14 protein-coding genes are annotated in these 15,642 nt (G+C 72.8%); 3 read left to right on the forward strand and 11 right to left on the reverse strand.

All coding sequences use genetic code 11. The annotated features are described in order from the left end of the window. Positions 1 to 220: 220 nt before the first annotated feature. The gene (locus tag ACIQWA_RS20805; RefSeq protein WP_402484425.1) at positions 221 to 1,336 is read right to left on the reverse strand and encodes a PucR family transcriptional regulator; all 1,116 of its coding nucleotides are present in this window, start codon (positions 1,334 to 1,336) and stop codon (positions 221 to 223) included. Between the two features lie 110 nt (positions 1,337 to 1,446). Next, positions 1,447 to 2,259: a GntR family transcriptional regulator gene (locus ACIQWA_RS20810; RefSeq protein ID WP_402484426.1), complete on the reverse strand. Its 813-nt coding sequence runs from the start codon at positions 2,257 to 2,259 to the stop codon at positions 1,447 to 1,449. Positions 2,260 to 2,429: 170 nt separating this feature from the next. On the opposite strand from ACIQWA_RS20810, the gene ACIQWA_RS20815 reads away from it, so the two are divergent. After that, positions 2,430 to 3,194 carry a tyrosine-protein phosphatase gene (locus ACIQWA_RS20815; RefSeq protein WP_402484428.1) on the forward strand — a complete coding sequence of 255 codons (765 nt, stop codon included), beginning with the start codon at positions 2,430 to 2,432 and terminating at the stop codon, positions 3,192 to 3,194. 79 nt (positions 3,195 to 3,273) lie between these two features. Here ACIQWA_RS20815 and ACIQWA_RS20820 read toward each other — a convergent pair whose 3' ends face one another. Next, positions 3,274 to 4,134, reverse strand: a complete 861-nt coding sequence (locus ACIQWA_RS20820) for an ABC transporter permease (RefSeq protein ID WP_360243359.1) — start codon at positions 4,132 to 4,134, stop codon at positions 3,274 to 3,276. Continuing rightward, positions 4,131 to 5,042 (reverse strand): ABC transporter ATP-binding protein, encoded by a 912-nt coding sequence (locus tag ACIQWA_RS20825; protein ID WP_402484430.1) that lies wholly within the window; start codon positions 5,040 to 5,042, stop codon positions 4,131 to 4,133. The genes ACIQWA_RS20820 and ACIQWA_RS20825 overlap by 4 nt, the downstream gene beginning before the upstream one ends. 134 nt (positions 5,043 to 5,176) lie before the next feature. On the opposite strand from ACIQWA_RS20825, the gene ACIQWA_RS20830 reads away from it, so the two are divergent. Both ACIQWA_RS20830 and ACIQWA_RS20835 read left to right on the forward strand, forming a co-directional pair. Then, positions 5,177 to 6,388, forward strand: coding sequence for a sensor histidine kinase (locus ACIQWA_RS20830; RefSeq protein WP_402484432.1), 1,212 nt, complete (start codon positions 5,177 to 5,179; stop codon positions 6,386 to 6,388). Continuing rightward, entirely contained in the window at positions 6,385 to 7,044 is a 660-nt protein-coding gene (locus tag ACIQWA_RS20835) for a response regulator transcription factor (RefSeq protein WP_360243350.1), read from the forward strand. The genes ACIQWA_RS20830 and ACIQWA_RS20835 overlap by 4 nt, the downstream gene beginning before the upstream one ends. Before the next feature lie 237 nt (positions 7,045 to 7,281). Here the strand turns inward: ACIQWA_RS20835 and ACIQWA_RS20840 are convergent, their stop codons facing one another. The 7 genes from ACIQWA_RS20840 to ACIQWA_RS20870 form a co-directional block, all read right to left on the reverse strand. After that, entirely contained in the window at positions 7,282 to 8,388 is a 1,107-nt protein-coding gene (locus ACIQWA_RS20840) for a hypothetical protein (protein ID WP_402484434.1), read from the reverse strand. A 353-nt stretch (positions 8,389 to 8,741) separates the two neighbouring features. After that, positions 8,742 to 9,434 (reverse strand): hypothetical protein, encoded by a 693-nt coding sequence (locus ACIQWA_RS20845; RefSeq protein WP_402484436.1) that lies wholly within the window; start codon positions 9,432 to 9,434, stop codon positions 8,742 to 8,744. Between the two features lie 168 nt (positions 9,435 to 9,602). Continuing rightward, positions 9,603 to 10,622, reverse strand: a complete 1,020-nt coding sequence (locus tag ACIQWA_RS20850; protein ID WP_402484438.1) for an N-acetylglucosamine kinase — start codon at positions 10,620 to 10,622, stop codon at positions 9,603 to 9,605. 278 nt (positions 10,623 to 10,900) lie between these two features. Continuing rightward, positions 10,901 to 12,190: a 6-phospho-beta-glucosidase gene (locus tag ACIQWA_RS20855; RefSeq protein ID WP_402484439.1), complete on the reverse strand. Its 1,290-nt coding sequence runs from the start codon at positions 12,188 to 12,190 to the stop codon at positions 10,901 to 10,903. Continuing rightward, complete coding sequence (locus ACIQWA_RS20860) at positions 12,190 to 13,089, reverse strand: carbohydrate ABC transporter permease (RefSeq protein ID WP_402484441.1); 900 nt, start codon at positions 13,087 to 13,089, stop codon at positions 12,190 to 12,192. Before ACIQWA_RS20860 ends, ACIQWA_RS20855 begins: the two co-directional genes overlap by 1 nt. A gap of 21 nt (positions 13,090 to 13,110) precedes the next feature. Further along, on the reverse strand, positions 13,111 to 14,109 hold the full coding sequence (locus tag ACIQWA_RS20865; protein WP_402484442.1) for a carbohydrate ABC transporter permease: 999 nt from the start codon (positions 14,107 to 14,109) through the stop codon (positions 13,111 to 13,113). Positions 14,110 to 14,133: 24 nt separating this feature from the next. Then, positions 14,134 to 15,489 (reverse strand): ABC transporter substrate-binding protein, encoded by a 1,356-nt coding sequence (locus ACIQWA_RS20870; RefSeq protein ID WP_402484444.1) that lies wholly within the window; start codon positions 15,487 to 15,489, stop codon positions 14,134 to 14,136. Between the last annotated feature and the right edge of the window lie 153 nt (positions 15,490 to 15,642).

Genomic DNA, 15,642 nt, shown 5'->3' on the forward strand with positions numbered 1-15,642 from the left:
CACCGAGCATCGGCGCCGCAGAGATCATGGCAGCGGGCGGGGCGTCCGCACATTGCCAGGATCCGGCAATCTTTACGGCCTTTTGACACCCTGGTACGCGCGCCGCCCGTGACACTGTGACGGTCGGGCAACAGAACGGCCCTGACCAGGTCACCCGGGGTTTCGGCGGGCCGGGAGGCGGGCGGTGGAAGGCCGGGAACAGGCCCTCCGCGGGGGCGCCCTACAGCGGCTGTTCGGGCCAGTTCAGCAACCGCGCCCCCATCGCCGCCGTCTCCAGGGTGAAGCGCTGCAAGGCGTCCGAGGGGTCATAGCCGGTGAGCGCCTTGATCCGCTCCAGGCGGTAGCCGAGGGTGCGCACGCTCAGCCCCAGCCGGCGCGCCGCCTCCGCGTTCACGTACGCCGCCTCCGCCTGCACCGCGATGGTGTCCAGCAGCGGACGGGCCCCGCCGCGCGCCTCGGTCAGCGGGCCGAGCACGCTGCGCACCAGGTCGGCCATGGCTGCCCGGTCGCGCATCAGCACCGGGAACACCAGCAGCTCCTCGGCCCTCAACTGGCAGGCCGGCAGGCCCAGTCGCTGCGCGTAGTCCAGTGCGTCCAGGGCCTCGTCGTAACTGCGCAGCACCCCGCTCGCCCCCGAGTGCCGGCGGCCGGTCGCCACCCGCAGCACCGGCCGGTAGCCGGGCCCGGGGTGCAGCGTCAGCTCGGCGAAGGCCTCCAGCACGGCCCGCTCGGAGTCCGGGGCGATGCACACCAGCCGGCCGTCCTTGCTGGCGAGCAGGACGTCCCGCTCGCCGAACCGCCCGGTCAGCTCCCGCTCCACCCGGTGCAGCATCGGGTGCACGTCCGCGTACCGCTCGTCGCCCACCGCGACCGCCACCGTGTACGCGCCCGCCAGTCGCAGCCCGAACCGCTCCGCGCGCTCGGCGAGCAGCCCCAGGTCGCTCCGCCCGTGCAGCAGGTCGTCGATGAACTCCCGCCGGGCCGCCTCCTCCTGACGGACCGCCAGCCGCTGGGCGCGCTCGTGGCCCTCGCCCAGGGCGGCCAGTGCGGCGTCGGTGGCGGCCAGCACCGCGTCACCGATCCGGCGCAGCTCGCCGACACTGCTCGCGGTGGTCGTCCCCGGCAGGGTCTGCCAGGCCCGCCGGGCCGCCGCCAGGCAGTGCGAGACCACCTCGCGCAGCCCGTAACCGGCCTCGGCGCACTGCTCGCCGAGCCGGCGCAGCGCCTCCAGCTCGTCCCGGCGCAGCAGGCGCCCGGTGCGGGAGGTGTCGGCGAGCAGGGCGAGGTACGCCTCGGCCAGCTCGTTCGGTATGTCGCACTCGTCCGTCTCGTTCACCGTTACTGCCAACCCCCGTGCGGCCTGCGATTTCGGCGCTGAACGCTATCAGGATCCGTACGCCCGGGAACGGTGCCCGCGGGGTTCCGGCGTGACCCGCGGGGCATGCCCTACCGCTCGCGGAAGTGCAGCACGAAGCGCGCGCTGCTGCCGTCGATCCGGCGCCGGACGTACAGCGCCGGGGTCCCGTCAGGGGTGCAGCTGACCCCCTCGCGGACCAGCAGCGGGGTGCCCGCCGGGACACCCAGCAGCTCGGCGTCCGCGAGGTCCGCGCCGATCGCGCCGAAGGCCCGCCAGTCGTACTCCAGCTCCACCCCGGCCGCCCGGGCCAGGTCCAGCACCAGGTTCCCGGCGTGGCCGGGCCGCACCAGCTCGGCGGGCAGCGGACCGAACGGCACCCAGTAGCTGCACGCTGCCCGGGCCCGGCCGCCGAGCCGGATCACCGAGTCCAGCCGGTGCAGCTCGCCCGGCGCCCGGCCCAGCTGGCGGGCCGCCTCCTCGTCCTCGGCCGAGCCGGTCACCGGCGGGGCGGCCACCACGAACTCGCCGTCGCCGCGGTCCCCCTCCGGCACGGCCTCGTGCACGCTGCCCAGGTCGAAGCGCTGGCTGCGCGGGTCCACCGCGATCGAGACCCGGACGGCGGGCGGGCGGACGAAGGTGCCCACGCCCCGGCGGATCTCCACCGCCGCGGCCCGCTCCAGCTCCGCGACGGCCTGCCGCACGGTCAGCCGGTTCACGCCGAACTCGGCGCTCAGCTCCGGCTCGCTCGGCAGCCGGGCGCCCGCGGGGTAGCCGCCCGCGTCGATCCGCTCCTGGAGCCGGCGGGCCAGCCGGCGGTAGACCGGGGTGTTCGGGCCGTCGGGGGGAGTGTTCGTACTGCCGGGGGGAGGGTTCGCGGGAGTGCTCGGGGGGTTCGTCGCCACGGAGCGATCCTACGAAGCCGAGGGCCCCGCCCCGGGTCGCCGTGGCGGGCCGACGGCGGTGGGATGGAGGGGTGCCCCGTACCCGCCGGGGGAATTGGACATCTAGACGTCTAGATGTCCTACTGGACGTTCGGCTCCCCCCGTGTGCGGCTTCACCGAAAGGTCCTCGCATGTCCCTGGTCAACTTCCGCGACTCCGCCGTCCTCAGCGACCCGGAGGGCCTGCGGATCCGCCCCGGCGTGCTGTACCGCTCCGCCCAGCCGTTCCCGGCCGCCGACGAGGCCGTCGTCGCCCAGCTGCGCGCCTGCGACATCCGCACCGTCGTCGACCTGCGCGACCCCCGCGAGACCCGCCCCGACGACTGGGCCGCCGCCGAGGCCGCCGGGATAGCCGTGGTCGCCGCCCCGGTGAACCCGGCCACCGACGCCCTGACTGCCCACATGGCGACCATGACCACCGCCGCCGACCTCGGCGAGTTCTACCTGCTGCTCGCCGAATCCGCCCCCGAGGCCGTCGCCGCCGCCGTCGAGGCCGCCACCCGCCCCGGCGCCGTCCTGCTGCACTGCGCCGCCGGCAAGGACCGCACCGGGCTGCTCACCGCCCTGCTGCTCGACCTCCTCGGCGTGCCCGCCGACCGGATCGTCGAGGACTACGCCCGCACCGCCGAGGCCCTCCCGCAGATCTTCGCCAATCTCGCCGAGCGCCACCGCACCGCCCTCAACGACCGGGGCACCGGCACCCGCGTCACCGACTCCGAGGGCCGCACCCTCGCCATCCCCGCCCCGCTGCTCGAGGCCCCGGCCGAGGCGATGTCCGTCTTCCTCGGCCACGTCCGCACCCGCCACGGCGGCGCGGAGGCCTTCCTCCCCGCCTGTGGTGTCCCGGCCGCCACTCTCGCCGCCTTCCGCGCCAAGGCCGTGGCTCCGGCGGCCTGATCCGGCGATCGCCCGGCGCCCGGCCCCGTCCTGAACGGGGGCCGGGCGCCGGGCGATCCGGACGGGCAGCCGGGGTGCGTCAGACGTCCCGGCGCCGCACCACGACCATCGTCACCGCCACCGCGACGACCGCCCACACCCCCATGGTGATCCAGGAGTCCAGCACGCTCGGCGCCCACTTGCTGATCGTGGTCAACGAGTCGGGGTTCCAGGTGAGCCGGTTGACGGTCTCCAGGGGCAGGTGGGCGCCGATCTCGTGCAGCCACCGGTAGCGGTCCCCGCCGAACATCAGCGGCAGGATGAAGAACAGCAGCACCAGCGACACGATCGAGGCGGTGGCGTGCCGCAGCACCGCGCCCAGCGCCATCCCGATCAGCGCGCAGACCGGCACGATCGCCGCGTAGGCGAGGACGGCCTGCAGGCTGACGCCTTCGGTGATGGAGAGCCCGACGTGCCGGGTGGCCAGCATGGCGTTGGTGGTGAAGAAGGACACCGTCGACACCACGGCTCCCGCCAGGGCGGTGATCCCGCCGATCAGCAGCACCTTGGCGGCGATCACCCCGCGCCGATCGGGCACGGCGGCGAAGGTGGTGCGGATCATGCCGGTGGTGTACTCGCCGAACACGGTGATCGCCCCGAGGCTGCCGGCGGCGATCGCCATCACGTAGCCGGCGATGTTGCTCAGGCCGTGGTATAGCGGGTCGTACTTGTACGGTGGCAGGCCGGGTACCGGCGCCGGCGGGTGGTCGATGTACGTCAGGTCGGAGTGGACGGCGTTCAGGTTGATCCCGATCGCCACCAGCGAGGCGAGCGCCAGCACCCAGTACGTCGACCGCAGCGAGCGCAGTTTGATCCACTCGGCGGCGAGCAGGTCGGTGAACCGGGGCGCCGGGTCCACCGAGCGGGCGCTCTCCGTGCGGGTCAGGGTCATGGTGCTCATCGGGCCTCTCCAGCCAGGTACTCGACGCTGTCGGCGGTCAGGGACATGAACGCCGACTCCAGGGACGACGTCCGGGTGGCGACTTCGTGCAGCACCACCCCGTGGCGCCGGGCGAGTTCACCGATCCGCTCGGCGGGCATGCCGGTGACGATCGCGAACTGCGGCTCCACCTGGTCTACTTCGGCGCCCTCGGCGCGCAGGGCATCGGTCAGCAGGGAGAGTTGCGGCGTCCGCACGGTCACGCTGGACTCCGCGTACCGGGCCGAGAACTCGGCGAGGCTCTCGTCGGCGATCAGCCGTCCGCGCCCGATCACCACCAGCCGGTCCGCGGTGTGCTCCATCTCGGCCATCATGTGGCTGGAGACGAAGACCGTCCGCCCCTCGTCCGCGAGCCGCCGGAACAGCCCGCGCACCCAAAGCACGCCATCGGGGTCCAGCCCGTTCAGCGGTTCGTCGAAGAGCAGCACGGGCGGGTCGCCGAGCAGGGCCCCGGCGATGCCCAGGCGCTGCTTCATGCCCAGCGAGTAGCCGCCGATCCGCCGGTCCGCGGCCTTGCCGAGGCCGACCTCGGCGAGCACCTCGTCGACCCGCCCGAGCGGGATCCGGTTGCTGCGGGCGAGCGCCGACAGGTGGGCCCGGGCGCTGCGGCCGCCGTGCACGTCCCCGGCGTCCAGCAGGGCGCCGACGTGCCGCAGGCCGCGCGGTCGGCCGGCGAAGGGCACCCCGTCGACGGTGACGCTCCCCGCGGTGGGGGTGTTGAGGCCCAGGATCATCCTCAGCGTGGTGGACTTGCCCGCGCCGTTGGGTCCGAGGAAGCCGGTGACGGTGCCCGGCCGGACGGTGAAGGTCAACTGGTCGACGGCCGTGGTGGCGCCGTACCGCTTGGTCAGTCGCTCGATCTCGATCACGGGGACAACGGTGCCGGTCAGGGCCGTACTCGGGCATCGGGCGGCGGGCCACAACCGGGAGCGGCCGCCCCCGCCCCGGGGATTACGCCCGCGGGCCGATGCGCCGCCCGACGGACCGCCACTACCATCGGGTCATGATCATCGAACCCCGCCCGCCGCTGCTCAGGCGCCTGCCCGCGGGCGTGTGGGTGGCGGCGTTCTGGACGACCATCGTGGTGTTCCGGTTCTTCACCCGGGACGACGAGGCGCGCCTCCTCTTCGAGTACCACGGCAACGTCGAGGACATGCCCCTGGTGGTCACGGCCGTGGTCACCACCCTGGTGGCCTTCCTGCTGGTCCGGCTGCCGCTGGCGGCGGTCGCGGCCGCGCTGGTGGGCGGCGTCTTCTCGCTCGGGATGTGGACCGTCCCGGAGACGGCGCCGCTGCAGTTCCTGATCGCCGAGGCGGCGGTCGGCTACTGCGTGGTCACCCGCTCCCGGACGGTCTCGGCGATCGCGGTGTCGATGCCGCTGACCGTGCTCGCCACCCTGTTCGCCTGGGGCGCCGTCAACGGACAGGCCGTGAACCCGTACGCCTACCTCGGCCTCGCCGCGACCGTCCTGATCGCCTGGCTGATCGGCAACACCGTCCGCCAGAGCCGCGCCCACACCGAGGCGCTGCGCGGGCGCGCCGCCGAGCAGGCCGTCACCGCCGAACGGCTGCGGATCGCCCGCGAGTTGCACGACATGGTGGCCCACAACATCGGCATCATCGCGATCCAGGCGGGCATGGGCAGCCGGGTCATGGACACCCAGCCCGCCGAGACCCGCAACGCGCTGAACGCCATCGAGGCGACCAGCCGGGAGACCCTGGCCGGGCTGCGCCGGATGCTGGGCGCGCTGCGGCAGGGCGAGGGGGAGTCCGCGCCGCTCGAAGTGGCGCCCGGGCTCGACGAGTTGGACCGGATGCGGGAGAAGGCGGCCGGCGCCGGGGTGCGGGTCGCGCTCACCCGCAGCGGCGAAGCCCGGGCGCTGCCGCCCGAGGTGGACCTCGCCGCCTACCGGATCGTCCAGGAGTCGGTCACCAACGTGGTCAAGCACTCCGGCACCCGGGACTGCCACGTCACCGTCGAGTACGCGCCCGAGCACCTCGCCGTCACCGTCGTCGACCTCGGCGCCGGTACGCCCACGGCCACCCCCGGCACCGGCTACGGCCTGGCCGGGATGCGCGAGCGGGTCGCCCTGCTGGACGGCGAGTTCAGCGCCGGTCCGCGCCCCGGCGGCGGCTTCCGGGTGGCCGCCCTGCTGCCGCTCCCGGCCGTGCCCGCGGGAAGCCCCGAACCGACCCCCCTGGAGGTGGGACCGTGATCCGCGTCGTCCTGGTCGACGACCAGCCGCTCATCCGCACCGGCCTGCGCGTGCTCATCGCCGACGCCCCCGACCTGGAGGTGGTCGGCGAGGCCGGCAACGGCGCCGAGGCCGTCGAACTGGTCGCCCGACTGCGCCCGGACGTCGCCGTGATGGACATCCGGATGCCCGGCATGGACGGCATCGAGGCCACCCGCCGGATCCTCGCCGACCCGGACCTGCCCACCCACGTCCTGGTCCTGACCACCTTCGACGACGACGACTACGTGTACGGCGCGCTGCGCGCCGGGGCGAGCGGCTTCCTGGTCAAGGACCTCGCCCTGGAGACCATCCTGGACGGCGTCCGGGTGGTCGCCGCCGGGGACGCCCTGCTCGCGCCGGGGATCACCCGCCGGCTGATTGGGGAGTTCGCCGCCCGCCCGGACGCCGCCGCCCGGCCGCGGAAGTCCGCCGAGGGCATCACCGGGCGCGAACGTGAGGTGCTCACCCTGGTCGGCCGGGGCCTGTCCAACACGGAGATCGCCGAGGAGCTCACCATCAGCGTGGCCACCGCCAAGGCGCACGTCGCCCGGCTGTTCACCAAGCTGGACGCCCGGGACCGGGTCCACCTGGTCATCCAGGCCTACGAGTTCGGGCTGGTCGCGCCCTCGTCCTGACCGCGCCCTTGTCCTGACCGCGTGGACAGCGCGAAGCGGACAGCGCGAAGCGCCGGAGCGGGCCCGCACAGCCCGCCCCGGCGCTTCCCCGTACCGGATCGTCAGGGCACAAGACCCCTCCGGCCCGTTCGATCCGTCGGTCCCGTCAGCTCCCGAGCTGCCCCACGCTGCTCGGGGGACGGCGCTTGGAGGTGTTCAGGTGCCGTCGCCCGGGTTCCGTCGCCCGGGTGGCGTCGGTCAGTGGACGATCGCGTGCGAGATCTGGCACCCGCTGACCGCGTTCGACCAGGTCCCCTGCATCGCGAACGAGCCGGTCGCGAAGGCCACGTTCTGCGAGCCGCCGGTGCCGCCGACGCCCTTCCAGGCGCACTTGTCGGCGTTCTCCGCGCCCGAGGAGTCGGTCCAGCCGCCGGCCGGGTTCTGGTCGGTGACCGTCTCCGAGTACTCGTGGCCGAAGACCATGGTCACGCCGTCCAGCAGGCCCGCGCTGCCGCTGTTGACGTAGTTCTGGCCGCAGGAGGTGCCCATGTCGGTCACGTACGGGTCGTTGCTGAACGCCACGTCGCCGTAGGGGGAGGTGGCCGCGCCGCCGGTCAGCGTGGTGTCGCCGTTCCAGTCGTGCCAGGCGCAGAAGTTGCCGGTCGAGGTGTTGAAGCCGTCCGGGTGGGTGCCGGTCGGCGAGAGCACCACGTACTGCGCGTTGCGGTTGGCGGCCGCGGTGGTGTTGCCGAAGTGCCCGGCGGCCTTGATGGCCTCGTTGGCGATCTGGTTGCCGGTGGCCTGGCCCGGGGCGGCGGCGGAGTTGTCCACCCAGACGCCGGCCAGCGCGCCGCCGGTCGGGTAGCCGACGTGCCCGGTGGAGCCGCACGTGGTGGCACCCTTGGCGACGCCCTCGCAGTACTGGGTCATGACGCCGGACCAGGTCTCGTTGTTGGTGCCGAGGCCCTTGAACAGCTGCTGGGCCCGGACGGCCTCGCCGGACGGGTCACCGGACAGAGTGGTGTAGCCGTTGGCGTCGGTGCCCGCGGTGCCCCACTGGGAGCCCCAGAAGATCACGTACACCTTCGGGGCGCCGGTGGTGACGCCGATGCCGTCGACCCCGCCGCCGAACTTCAGGTTGGTGGTGCGGCTCGCGGCCGCGGAGGCGGCGTTGGCGTGCTCGGCGGCCTCCTTGGTCGGGACGCTGCCGTGCCGGTACGGGTGGGACTGCCCGGCGAACTCGCTGCCCGGCTGGTCGGCCTGGGCGGCCGGGGCGGTGACGAAGCCGGCGGCGGCCAGGGCCAGCGCGCTGAGCCCGGTCAGGGCCCGGACCCGTGCCCGGCGGGAGGTGGGGGAGATGCCCATCGTGAGGGTTCCTCTCTCATGCCGACCGCACACCGGTGGGGGCGCGGCGACAGCGTGGGGGGACAAATGGGGAGGAGCGACGACGGCAGGCCGGTGTCCACCGACCGCCCGTCAGGGAGGCTCGGTGAAACGGGGATGGGGGACCGGTTCACTGCCGACGGCGGGAAGCAAAGCACCGCCGCGGAAACCGGGTCAACGATGCCGGGAGTAAGACCAGCCCCAAGGGCGGCCCCGGATCCGGTATTGAACGTCAAAAATCCGCAGCTGATTGGTTGTTGACGTACTTGACGAAGACATGTCTCAACAGTTGAAAAGGCCTTCTACACCGTATGGCGGCACGGTCCCCGCCCGGCTCAGCGCTGCGCGCCCTCGACCTCCGCGTCTTCCGCGCCCTGGGCGTCCGAGCCCTGGACGTCCGCGCCCTGGACGTCCGTGTCCTGGACCTCCGTGATGCGCATGATCCGCCCGTGCGAGTCCAGCACCACGTCGTAGGCGTTGCCGTGGCAGCCGTACGGGTCGGCCGGGTCGCGTTCGGCCAGGCAGTCGTTGAGGTGGGTGACCAGTTCGTCCAGGTGGACGGGTCTCGCGCTCTGCCCGCGCGGACGGTCGACCAGGGTGGCGGCGACGCCGGCCGCCGCGAAGCCGTAGTGGACGGGGGAGCCGGTGGCCTCGTAGCGGGGCGGGGTGCAGGCGAACCGGGCGGGCTGGGCGGTGAGTTCGGCCGGGCCGGCGGCGACCACGATCAGCACCTGGTGGCCGGGCCGCAGGGCGGGCGCGGTGCACTCCGGGGCGGGCGCGCCCGGGGCGGCGACGGTGCCGGAGGTGGCGTCGGTGGCCGTGTCGTAGGCCTCCTCGTCGGCGAAGTCGTCGGCGAGGTCGTCGGCGTCGTCCAGCAGGGAGTCGTCCAGGCCCTCGTCGGAGAGGGCCGCGGCCGAGGAGGCGGCGGCCACCGTCGGGCGGGAGTCCGCGGGGGTGCAACCGGTGAGGCCGGCCAGGGCGAGCCCGGTCAGGGCGGCGGCAGCGAGGAGGAAGCGGGGCACGGCCATGGCACAAGTCTCCCCGGGCGGCGGCGGTGGTCGTTACCCGGGTACCACGAGCGGCGCGCGCGGTGCGGTTCCCGCCCCCGACGGACGTGCGGATCCGGCGGGGACGGGAGGTCCAGGGTGAGCAGAGGGGAGCCGAGGGGAGCAGGGGGGAGCAGAGGGGAACAGGCGTCAGACCGCGACCGCCGGCTGCGCCTCGTACGCCCCGCGCACCCGCGCCTGCACGGCCGGGCCCACGCCCAGGTGGTCCAGCCCGAGCAGCGCGGCGCCCAGCACCGGCGGCGCGACGACCACCCGAGGTTCGGCCAGCGGCGCGGCCCGGGCCAGCCGCTCCTTGAGGTTGTCGAGCAGCAGCGGCTGCCGGGAGGCGAGCACCCCGCCGCCGAGCACCACCGGGGTGGCGGAGTCCAGCAGTTCCAGCCGGCCGAGGGCGACCACGGCCAGCCGGACGATCTCGTCGGCCTGCCGGTCGATCAGCCCCCGGGCGACGGCGTCCCCGTCGTTCGCGACCGCGAACAGCACCCGGACGATCTCGTGCAGCCGGGCGGCCGGCAGGTGCCCGAGGTGGACGGCCTCGGCGACGGCCCCGGCGCTGGGCAGGCCGAAGTGCTCGGCGATGGCCCGGGCGAGGCCGGTGGGCCCGCCGCGCCCGTCCTCGGCGCGGACGGCGTGCCACATGCTGCTGGTGGCCAGTCCGCCGCCGCCGCCCCAGTCGCCGGTGAGCTCGCCGAGCGCCGGGAAGCGGGCGGTGCGCCCGTCCGGCAGCAGCCCGACGCAGTTGATCCCGGCGCCGCAGACCACCGCGACCCCGCGCGGGCCGTCGGTGCCGGCCCGCAGCAGGCCGAAGGTGTCGTTGACGACGGTGTTGCTGAGCCCCCACGGGTGCGATTCCAGGGCGGTGCGCAGCGCCTCCTCCTCCACCGGCAGGTCGGCGTTGGCCAGGCAGGCGCTGACGTGGCTGGTCAGCACGCCGTGGAAGGACGGGAAGCCGGCCGCCGCGGCGGCCTCCTCGACCAGCGGGGCGAGGCCCGCCACCGCTGCCGCGCCGCCGATCTTCTGCGGGGCGAAGCCGCCGCCGCGGGCCGTGCCGCGGACGCTGCCGTCGGCGCCGATCAGGGCGACGTCGGTCTTGGAGTTGCCCGCGTCGATGGCGAGGACGCCGGGCAGGAGTGGTTCGGGCTGGTGGGTCATCAGGTCCCCGCGGCTCGTACGTGGCCCGGCCGCAAGCCCCGGCCGGGGGCCAGGCCCTTGGGGCCCGGCGAGAGGCGAGGCCTGTCTTCGAACTCCCGCCTGCGGGGCGACGCTCCCCCAGCCTTCGGCCGGGAGGTACCCCCAGTGCACGCACCTCGCCGCGTTGTCGTCGGTCGCCAATGCGCTGCATTGGGCTCCCTCCTCCGCCTTGCGATGCACGCACCCCAACGCCGCCCCGCCCGCCCTCCGGGCGAACGACGGGAGTTCGAAGACAGGCCTCAGGCCCAGGAGAGGTGCTCGCGGTTGTGGGCGAGCAGCCGGTCCGTGAGCCGGTCGGCGAGTTCGATCTGGCCGACCAGCGGGTGGGCGAGCAGGGCGTCGAAGACCCGGTCGCGGCCGCCGCGCTGGGCGGCGTCGAGGGCGAGGTGCTCGTACGAGGTGACGGCGGCGATCAGCCCGGCGAACAGCGGCTCGACCGGCCGCTGCGGCAGCGGCCGCACGCCGCGGGCGTCCACCTCGGCGGGCACCTCGATGACGGCGTCGTCCGGCAGGAACGGCAGCACCCCGTCGTTGCGGGTGTTGACGACCTGGACGGAGGTCCCGCCGCCGGTGCCGAGCAGCGCGGCGATCAGCTGGACGGCGGCCTCCGAGTAGAAGGCCCCGCCGCGCTGCCCGAGCAGCTCCGGCTTGGTGTCGAGGGCCGGGTCGGCGTACAGCTCCAGCAACTGCCGTTCGATCTCGGCGACCTGGGCGGCCCGCGAGCCCTGCGCCCTGAGCTCCTCGACCACCGCGTCGTGCTGGTAGAAGTACCGCAGGTAGTAGGAGGGCACCACGCCGAGCCGCTGCACGAAGGCCTGCGGCAGGTGGAGGTCCTCGGCGATCTCCTTGCCGAAGTCCCGCAGCAGCTCCGGCAGCACCTCGCGGCCGCCGGCGGCGCCCGGGCCGTCCAGCAGGGTGACCCCGCGCTCCCAGGTGAGGTGGTTGAGCCCGACGTGGTCCAGCCGGACCAGCTCCGGGTCCACCCCCAGGTGCCCGGCGAACTTGCGCTGGAAGCCGATGGCGACGTTGCACAGCCCGACGGCCTTGTGCCCGGCGCTCTGCAGGGCCCGGGTGACGATGCCGACCGGGTTGGTGAAGTCGACGATCCAGGCGTCCGGGTTGGCCCGGCGGACCTGCTCGGCGATGTCCAGGACGACCGGCACGGTGCGCAGCGCCTTGGCCAGCCCGCCCGCGCCGGTGGTCTCCTGGCCGACGCAGCCGCACTCCAGCGGCCAGGTCTCGTCCCGGTTCCGCGCGGCCTGGCCGCCGACCCGCAGCTGGAGCAGGACGGCGTCGGCGTCGGCGACGCCCGCCGTCAGATCGGTGGTGACGGTGACGGTGGCGGAGTGCCCCTGCTTGGCGAAGATCCGCCGGGCCAGCCCGCCGATCAGTTCCAGCCGTTCGGCGGCCGGGTCGATCAGGACCAGTTCGCCGATCGGCAGGGTGTCGCGCAGCCGGGCGAAGCCGTCGATCAGCTCCGGGGTGTACGTCGACCCGCCGCCGACGATTGCCAACTTGAGTGCGGACATCAGCCCTTGACCCCTGTCAGTGTCACGCCTTCGATGAAGGCCTTCTGTGCGAAGAAGAAGAGGACGATCACCGGCGCCATCACCAGCAGGGTGGCGGCCATGGTGAGGTTCCAGTTGGTGTGGTGGGCGGCCTTGAACGACTCCAGGCCGTAACTGAGCGTCCAGGCGTCGTGGTTGTTGCTGGCGTAGATCTGCGGGCCGAAGTAGTCGTTCCAGCAGTAGAAGAACTGGAACAGGGCGACGGCGGCGATGGCCGGTTTGGCCATCGGCAGCACGACCCGCAGCAGGGTGCGCAGGTCGCCGCAGCCGTCGATCCGGGCGGCCTCCAGGTACTCCTTGGGGATGGTCAGCAGGAACTGGCGCAGCAGGAAGATGGAGAAGGCGTCGCCGAAGGCCATCGGGATGATCAGCGGCCAGAGCGAGCCGCCGAGGCCCAGCTGCTTGGCCCAGAACAGGTACATCGGGATGACGGTGACCTGCGGCGGCAGCATCATCATCGCGATGACGGCCATCAGGGCCAGGTTGCGGCCGCGGAAGCGGAACTTGGCGAGCGCGTAGGCGACCGGCAGGCTGGAGACGACGGTCAGCAGGGTGCCGGCGCCGGCGTACACCAGGGTGTTGCGCCACCAGGTGAGGAAGCCGGGGGTGTTCCAGACCTTGGCGTAGTTGCCCCAGTTCCAGGAGGTGGGCCAGTAGTCGGTGGTGAGCGCCTGCTGGTCGTTCATCACCGAGGTGAGGAGGACGAAGACGAAGGGCAGCAGGAAGAACAGTGCGGCGGCGATCGCCAGCGAGTGCACGGCGACCCAGTTGAGCAGGGCGCGGCGCCGGGCGGCCCGGGCCGCGGCGGTGCCCGCGGCGCTGCGGGTGGTCGGCTCGGTCAGGGTGGAGCTGAGAGTCATGTCGGAGTCCTCATCCGTCCGCTAGTCGTCGCTCGCCATGAAGCCGGACCGGCGGCGGAGCAGGACCGAGGTGACGGCCATCGAGATGGCGAACAGCACCAGGGCGACGACGCAGGCCGCGCCGTAGTTGAAGCGCTGGAAGCCGAGGTTGTAGACCATCTGCGGCAGGGTCCAGGTGGAGCCCTGGGGGAACCCGGGCTCGAACTGCTGGCCGGAGTTGCCGGCGATGCCGCTGGCGACCTTCCCGGCGACGTACGCCTGGGTGTAGTACTGCATGGTCTGGATGACCCCGGTGACCACCGCGAACATGATGATCGGGGAGATGTTCGGCAGCGTGACGTACCGGAACCGCTGGAACGGGCCGGCGCCGTCCAGTTCGGCCGCCTCGTACTGCTCCTTGGGGACGTCCAGCAGCGAGGCCATGAAGATGACCATCAGGTCGCCGATGCCCCACATGGCGAGCAGGGTGAGCGCGGGCTTGGACCAGTCCGGGTCGGCGAACCAGCCGGGCTGCGGCAGGCCGAGTTCGCCGAGCAGGTGGTTGAGCGGGCCGGTGCCGGGGTTGAGCAGGAAGGCGAAGGCCACCGTGGCGGCCACCGGCGGGGCCAGGTACGGCAGGTAGAAGGCGGTGCGGAAGAAGCCGGCGCCGGTCTTCACCTTGGTGATCAGCATGCCGATGCCGAGGCCGAAGGCGACCCGCAGGGTGACCATCACCAGCACCAGCCACAGGGTGTTGCGCAGGCCCTGCCAGAAGGTCGGCAGCTGGTTGAGGACGTAGTCCCAGTTCTTGAGGCCGTTGAAGGTCGGCGTGCCGAAGCCGTTGTACTGGGTGAAGGAGAAGTAGGCGGTGGAGACGAGCGGGTAGACGAAGAAGACGCTGAACCCGATCAGCCAGGGGGAGAGGAAGGCCAGGGTGCGGGCCGCCTCCCGGCGGCGCTTCCGGCGCAGCAGGTGCTGCGTGGAGGGCGCCGCCGGGTCGGCCGTCCCGGCCCCCTTGCGGGTGCCGAACGCGAGTGACATGGGGAGCTCCGTGGACCGTTCCCGTTACTTCGCCTGGGCGATGTCGGTGTCGATCTGCTTGGCGGTGGCGGCGAGACCCGCCTTGAGGTCGGTCTGCTTGCCGGACTCGTAGTCGTAGCCCAGGTTCTGCAGCGAGACGATGTAGCCACCGCCGTTGACGCTGGCCGGGGTGGTGCCCGAGTTGGGGTTCTTGGCGACGTCCAGGAAGGTCTTGAAGTTCGGGTCGCTGACCAGCTTCGGCGAGTTCAGCGCGTCGAAGGTGCTCGGCACGTTGTGGATCGCGTTGGCGAAGTTGACCACGGCATCGGTGTCGGTGGTCAGGAACTTCACGAACTCCCAGGCCGCGGCCTGCTTCTTGCTGGTGCTGGCGATGCCGACGATGGTGCCGGTCTGGTAGCCGCGGCCGTAGGTGTCGGCCTGGTCGTCCGGCACCGGGAAGGGGGCGGTGGCCCAGTCGAAGTCGGGCTTGTTCTCGGCGAGCGAGGCGGTCCGCCACTCACCGTCGATGGCCATCGCGACCTGGCCGGTGTGGAAGGGGTTCTTGGCGCTGAACTCCTCGCCGAAGGTGGCGCGGTACCGGTCCAGCTTGGTGTAGCCGCCGAGCTGGTCGACCATGCCCTTCTGCCAGTCGAGCATCGCGGCGACCTTGGGGTCGGCGGCGAGGTTCGACTTGCCGTCGGCGCCGAAGTAGGTGGCGCCGTACTGGCCGAGGAAGTGCTCGGTGGTGGACTCGTAGCCGTGGTACAGCGGCATGAAGCCGAGCTGCTTGTACGAGTCGCCGTCGGCGATCGTCAGCGCCTTGGCGTCCGCGGCGAACTCGCTGAAGGTCTTCGGCGGGGCGGTGATGCCGGCCGCGGCGAAGGCCTTCTTGTTGTAGTACAGGCCGTACGCGTCGCCGAGCAGCGGCAGCGAGCACTGGTTGCCCTGGAACTGGGTGTAGTTGAGCATCGCGGCCGGGAAGGTCTTGGCCGCGTCGATGCCGCTCTTCTGCAGCTGGGGCTTGAGGTCGACGAACGCCTTGGTCGAGCAGAACATGCCGACGTTGTTGGTGGTGAAGGAGGACACCACGTCCGGCGCGTCGTCCCCGCCGGCCCGCAGGGCCTGGTTGACCTTGTCGTCCGCGACGTTGCCGACCGGCTTGACGTGGATGTTGGGGTGGGCCTTCTCGAAGGCGGCGATGGTGTCGTTGATCGCCTTCACCTCGTTGTCCTGGCTCCAGCCGTGCCAGAAGGTGATGGTGACGTCCTTGCCGCCGGCGGAGTCGTCGGTGCCGCCGGACTCGCTGGAACCGGTGCAGGCGGAGGCGAGCAGGGCCAGCACGGCGCTGCCGGCGACGGCGGCGACGGTGCGGCGGCCTCTGCGGGAGGTGGTGGCGTGCACTTCGAGGTCCTCCTGGGGGTGCGCGGGCAGGCGTCATTGCCTCTGGGCCCGCGTAGGGGTTGGGGGAGAGGTGGGTGCAGGGGGAGCGTCTGTGGGTCTGTCTGTGGGTCTGTCTGTGGGTCTGTCTGTGGGTCGGTCTGCGGGGGGATCAGT

The organism is Kitasatospora sp. NPDC098652 (assembly GCF_044760155.1).
In the GTDB taxonomy this organism is placed as follows: Bacteria; Actinomycetota; Actinomycetes; order Streptomycetales; family Streptomycetaceae; genus Kitasatospora.

Excerpts from the sequence above, each read along its gene's own strand:
- ACIQWA_RS20815 (WP_402484428.1), top strand. The coding sequence starts at position 2,430 with ATGTCCCTGGTCAACTTCCGCGACTCCGCCGTCCTCAGCGACCCGGAG.
- ACIQWA_RS20820 (WP_360243359.1), bottom strand. The coding sequence starts at position 4,134 with ATGAGCACCATGACCCTGACCCGCACGGAGAGCGCCCGCTCGGTGGAC.
- ACIQWA_RS20830 (WP_402484432.1), top strand. The coding sequence starts at position 5,177 with ATGATCATCGAACCCCGCCCGCCGCTGCTCAGGCGCCTGCCCGCGGGC.
- ACIQWA_RS20840 (WP_402484434.1), bottom strand. The coding sequence starts at position 8,388 with ATGGGCATCTCCCCCACCTCCCGCCGGGCACGGGTCCGGGCCCTGACC.
- ACIQWA_RS20845 (WP_402484436.1), bottom strand. The coding sequence starts at position 9,434 with ATGGCCGTGCCCCGCTTCCTCCTCGCTGCCGCCGCCCTGACCGGGCTC.
- ACIQWA_RS20850 (WP_402484438.1), bottom strand. The coding sequence starts at position 10,622 with ATGACCCACCAGCCCGAACCACTCCTGCCCGGCGTCCTCGCCATCGAC.
- ACIQWA_RS20855 (WP_402484439.1), bottom strand. The coding sequence starts at position 12,190 with ATGTCCGCACTCAAGTTGGCAATCGTCGGCGGCGGGTCGACGTACACC.
- ACIQWA_RS20860 (WP_402484441.1), bottom strand. The coding sequence starts at position 13,089 with ATGACTCTCAGCTCCACCCTGACCGAGCCGACCACCCGCAGCGCCGCG.
- ACIQWA_RS20865 (WP_402484442.1), bottom strand. The coding sequence starts at position 14,109 with ATGTCACTCGCGTTCGGCACCCGCAAGGGGGCCGGGACGGCCGACCCG.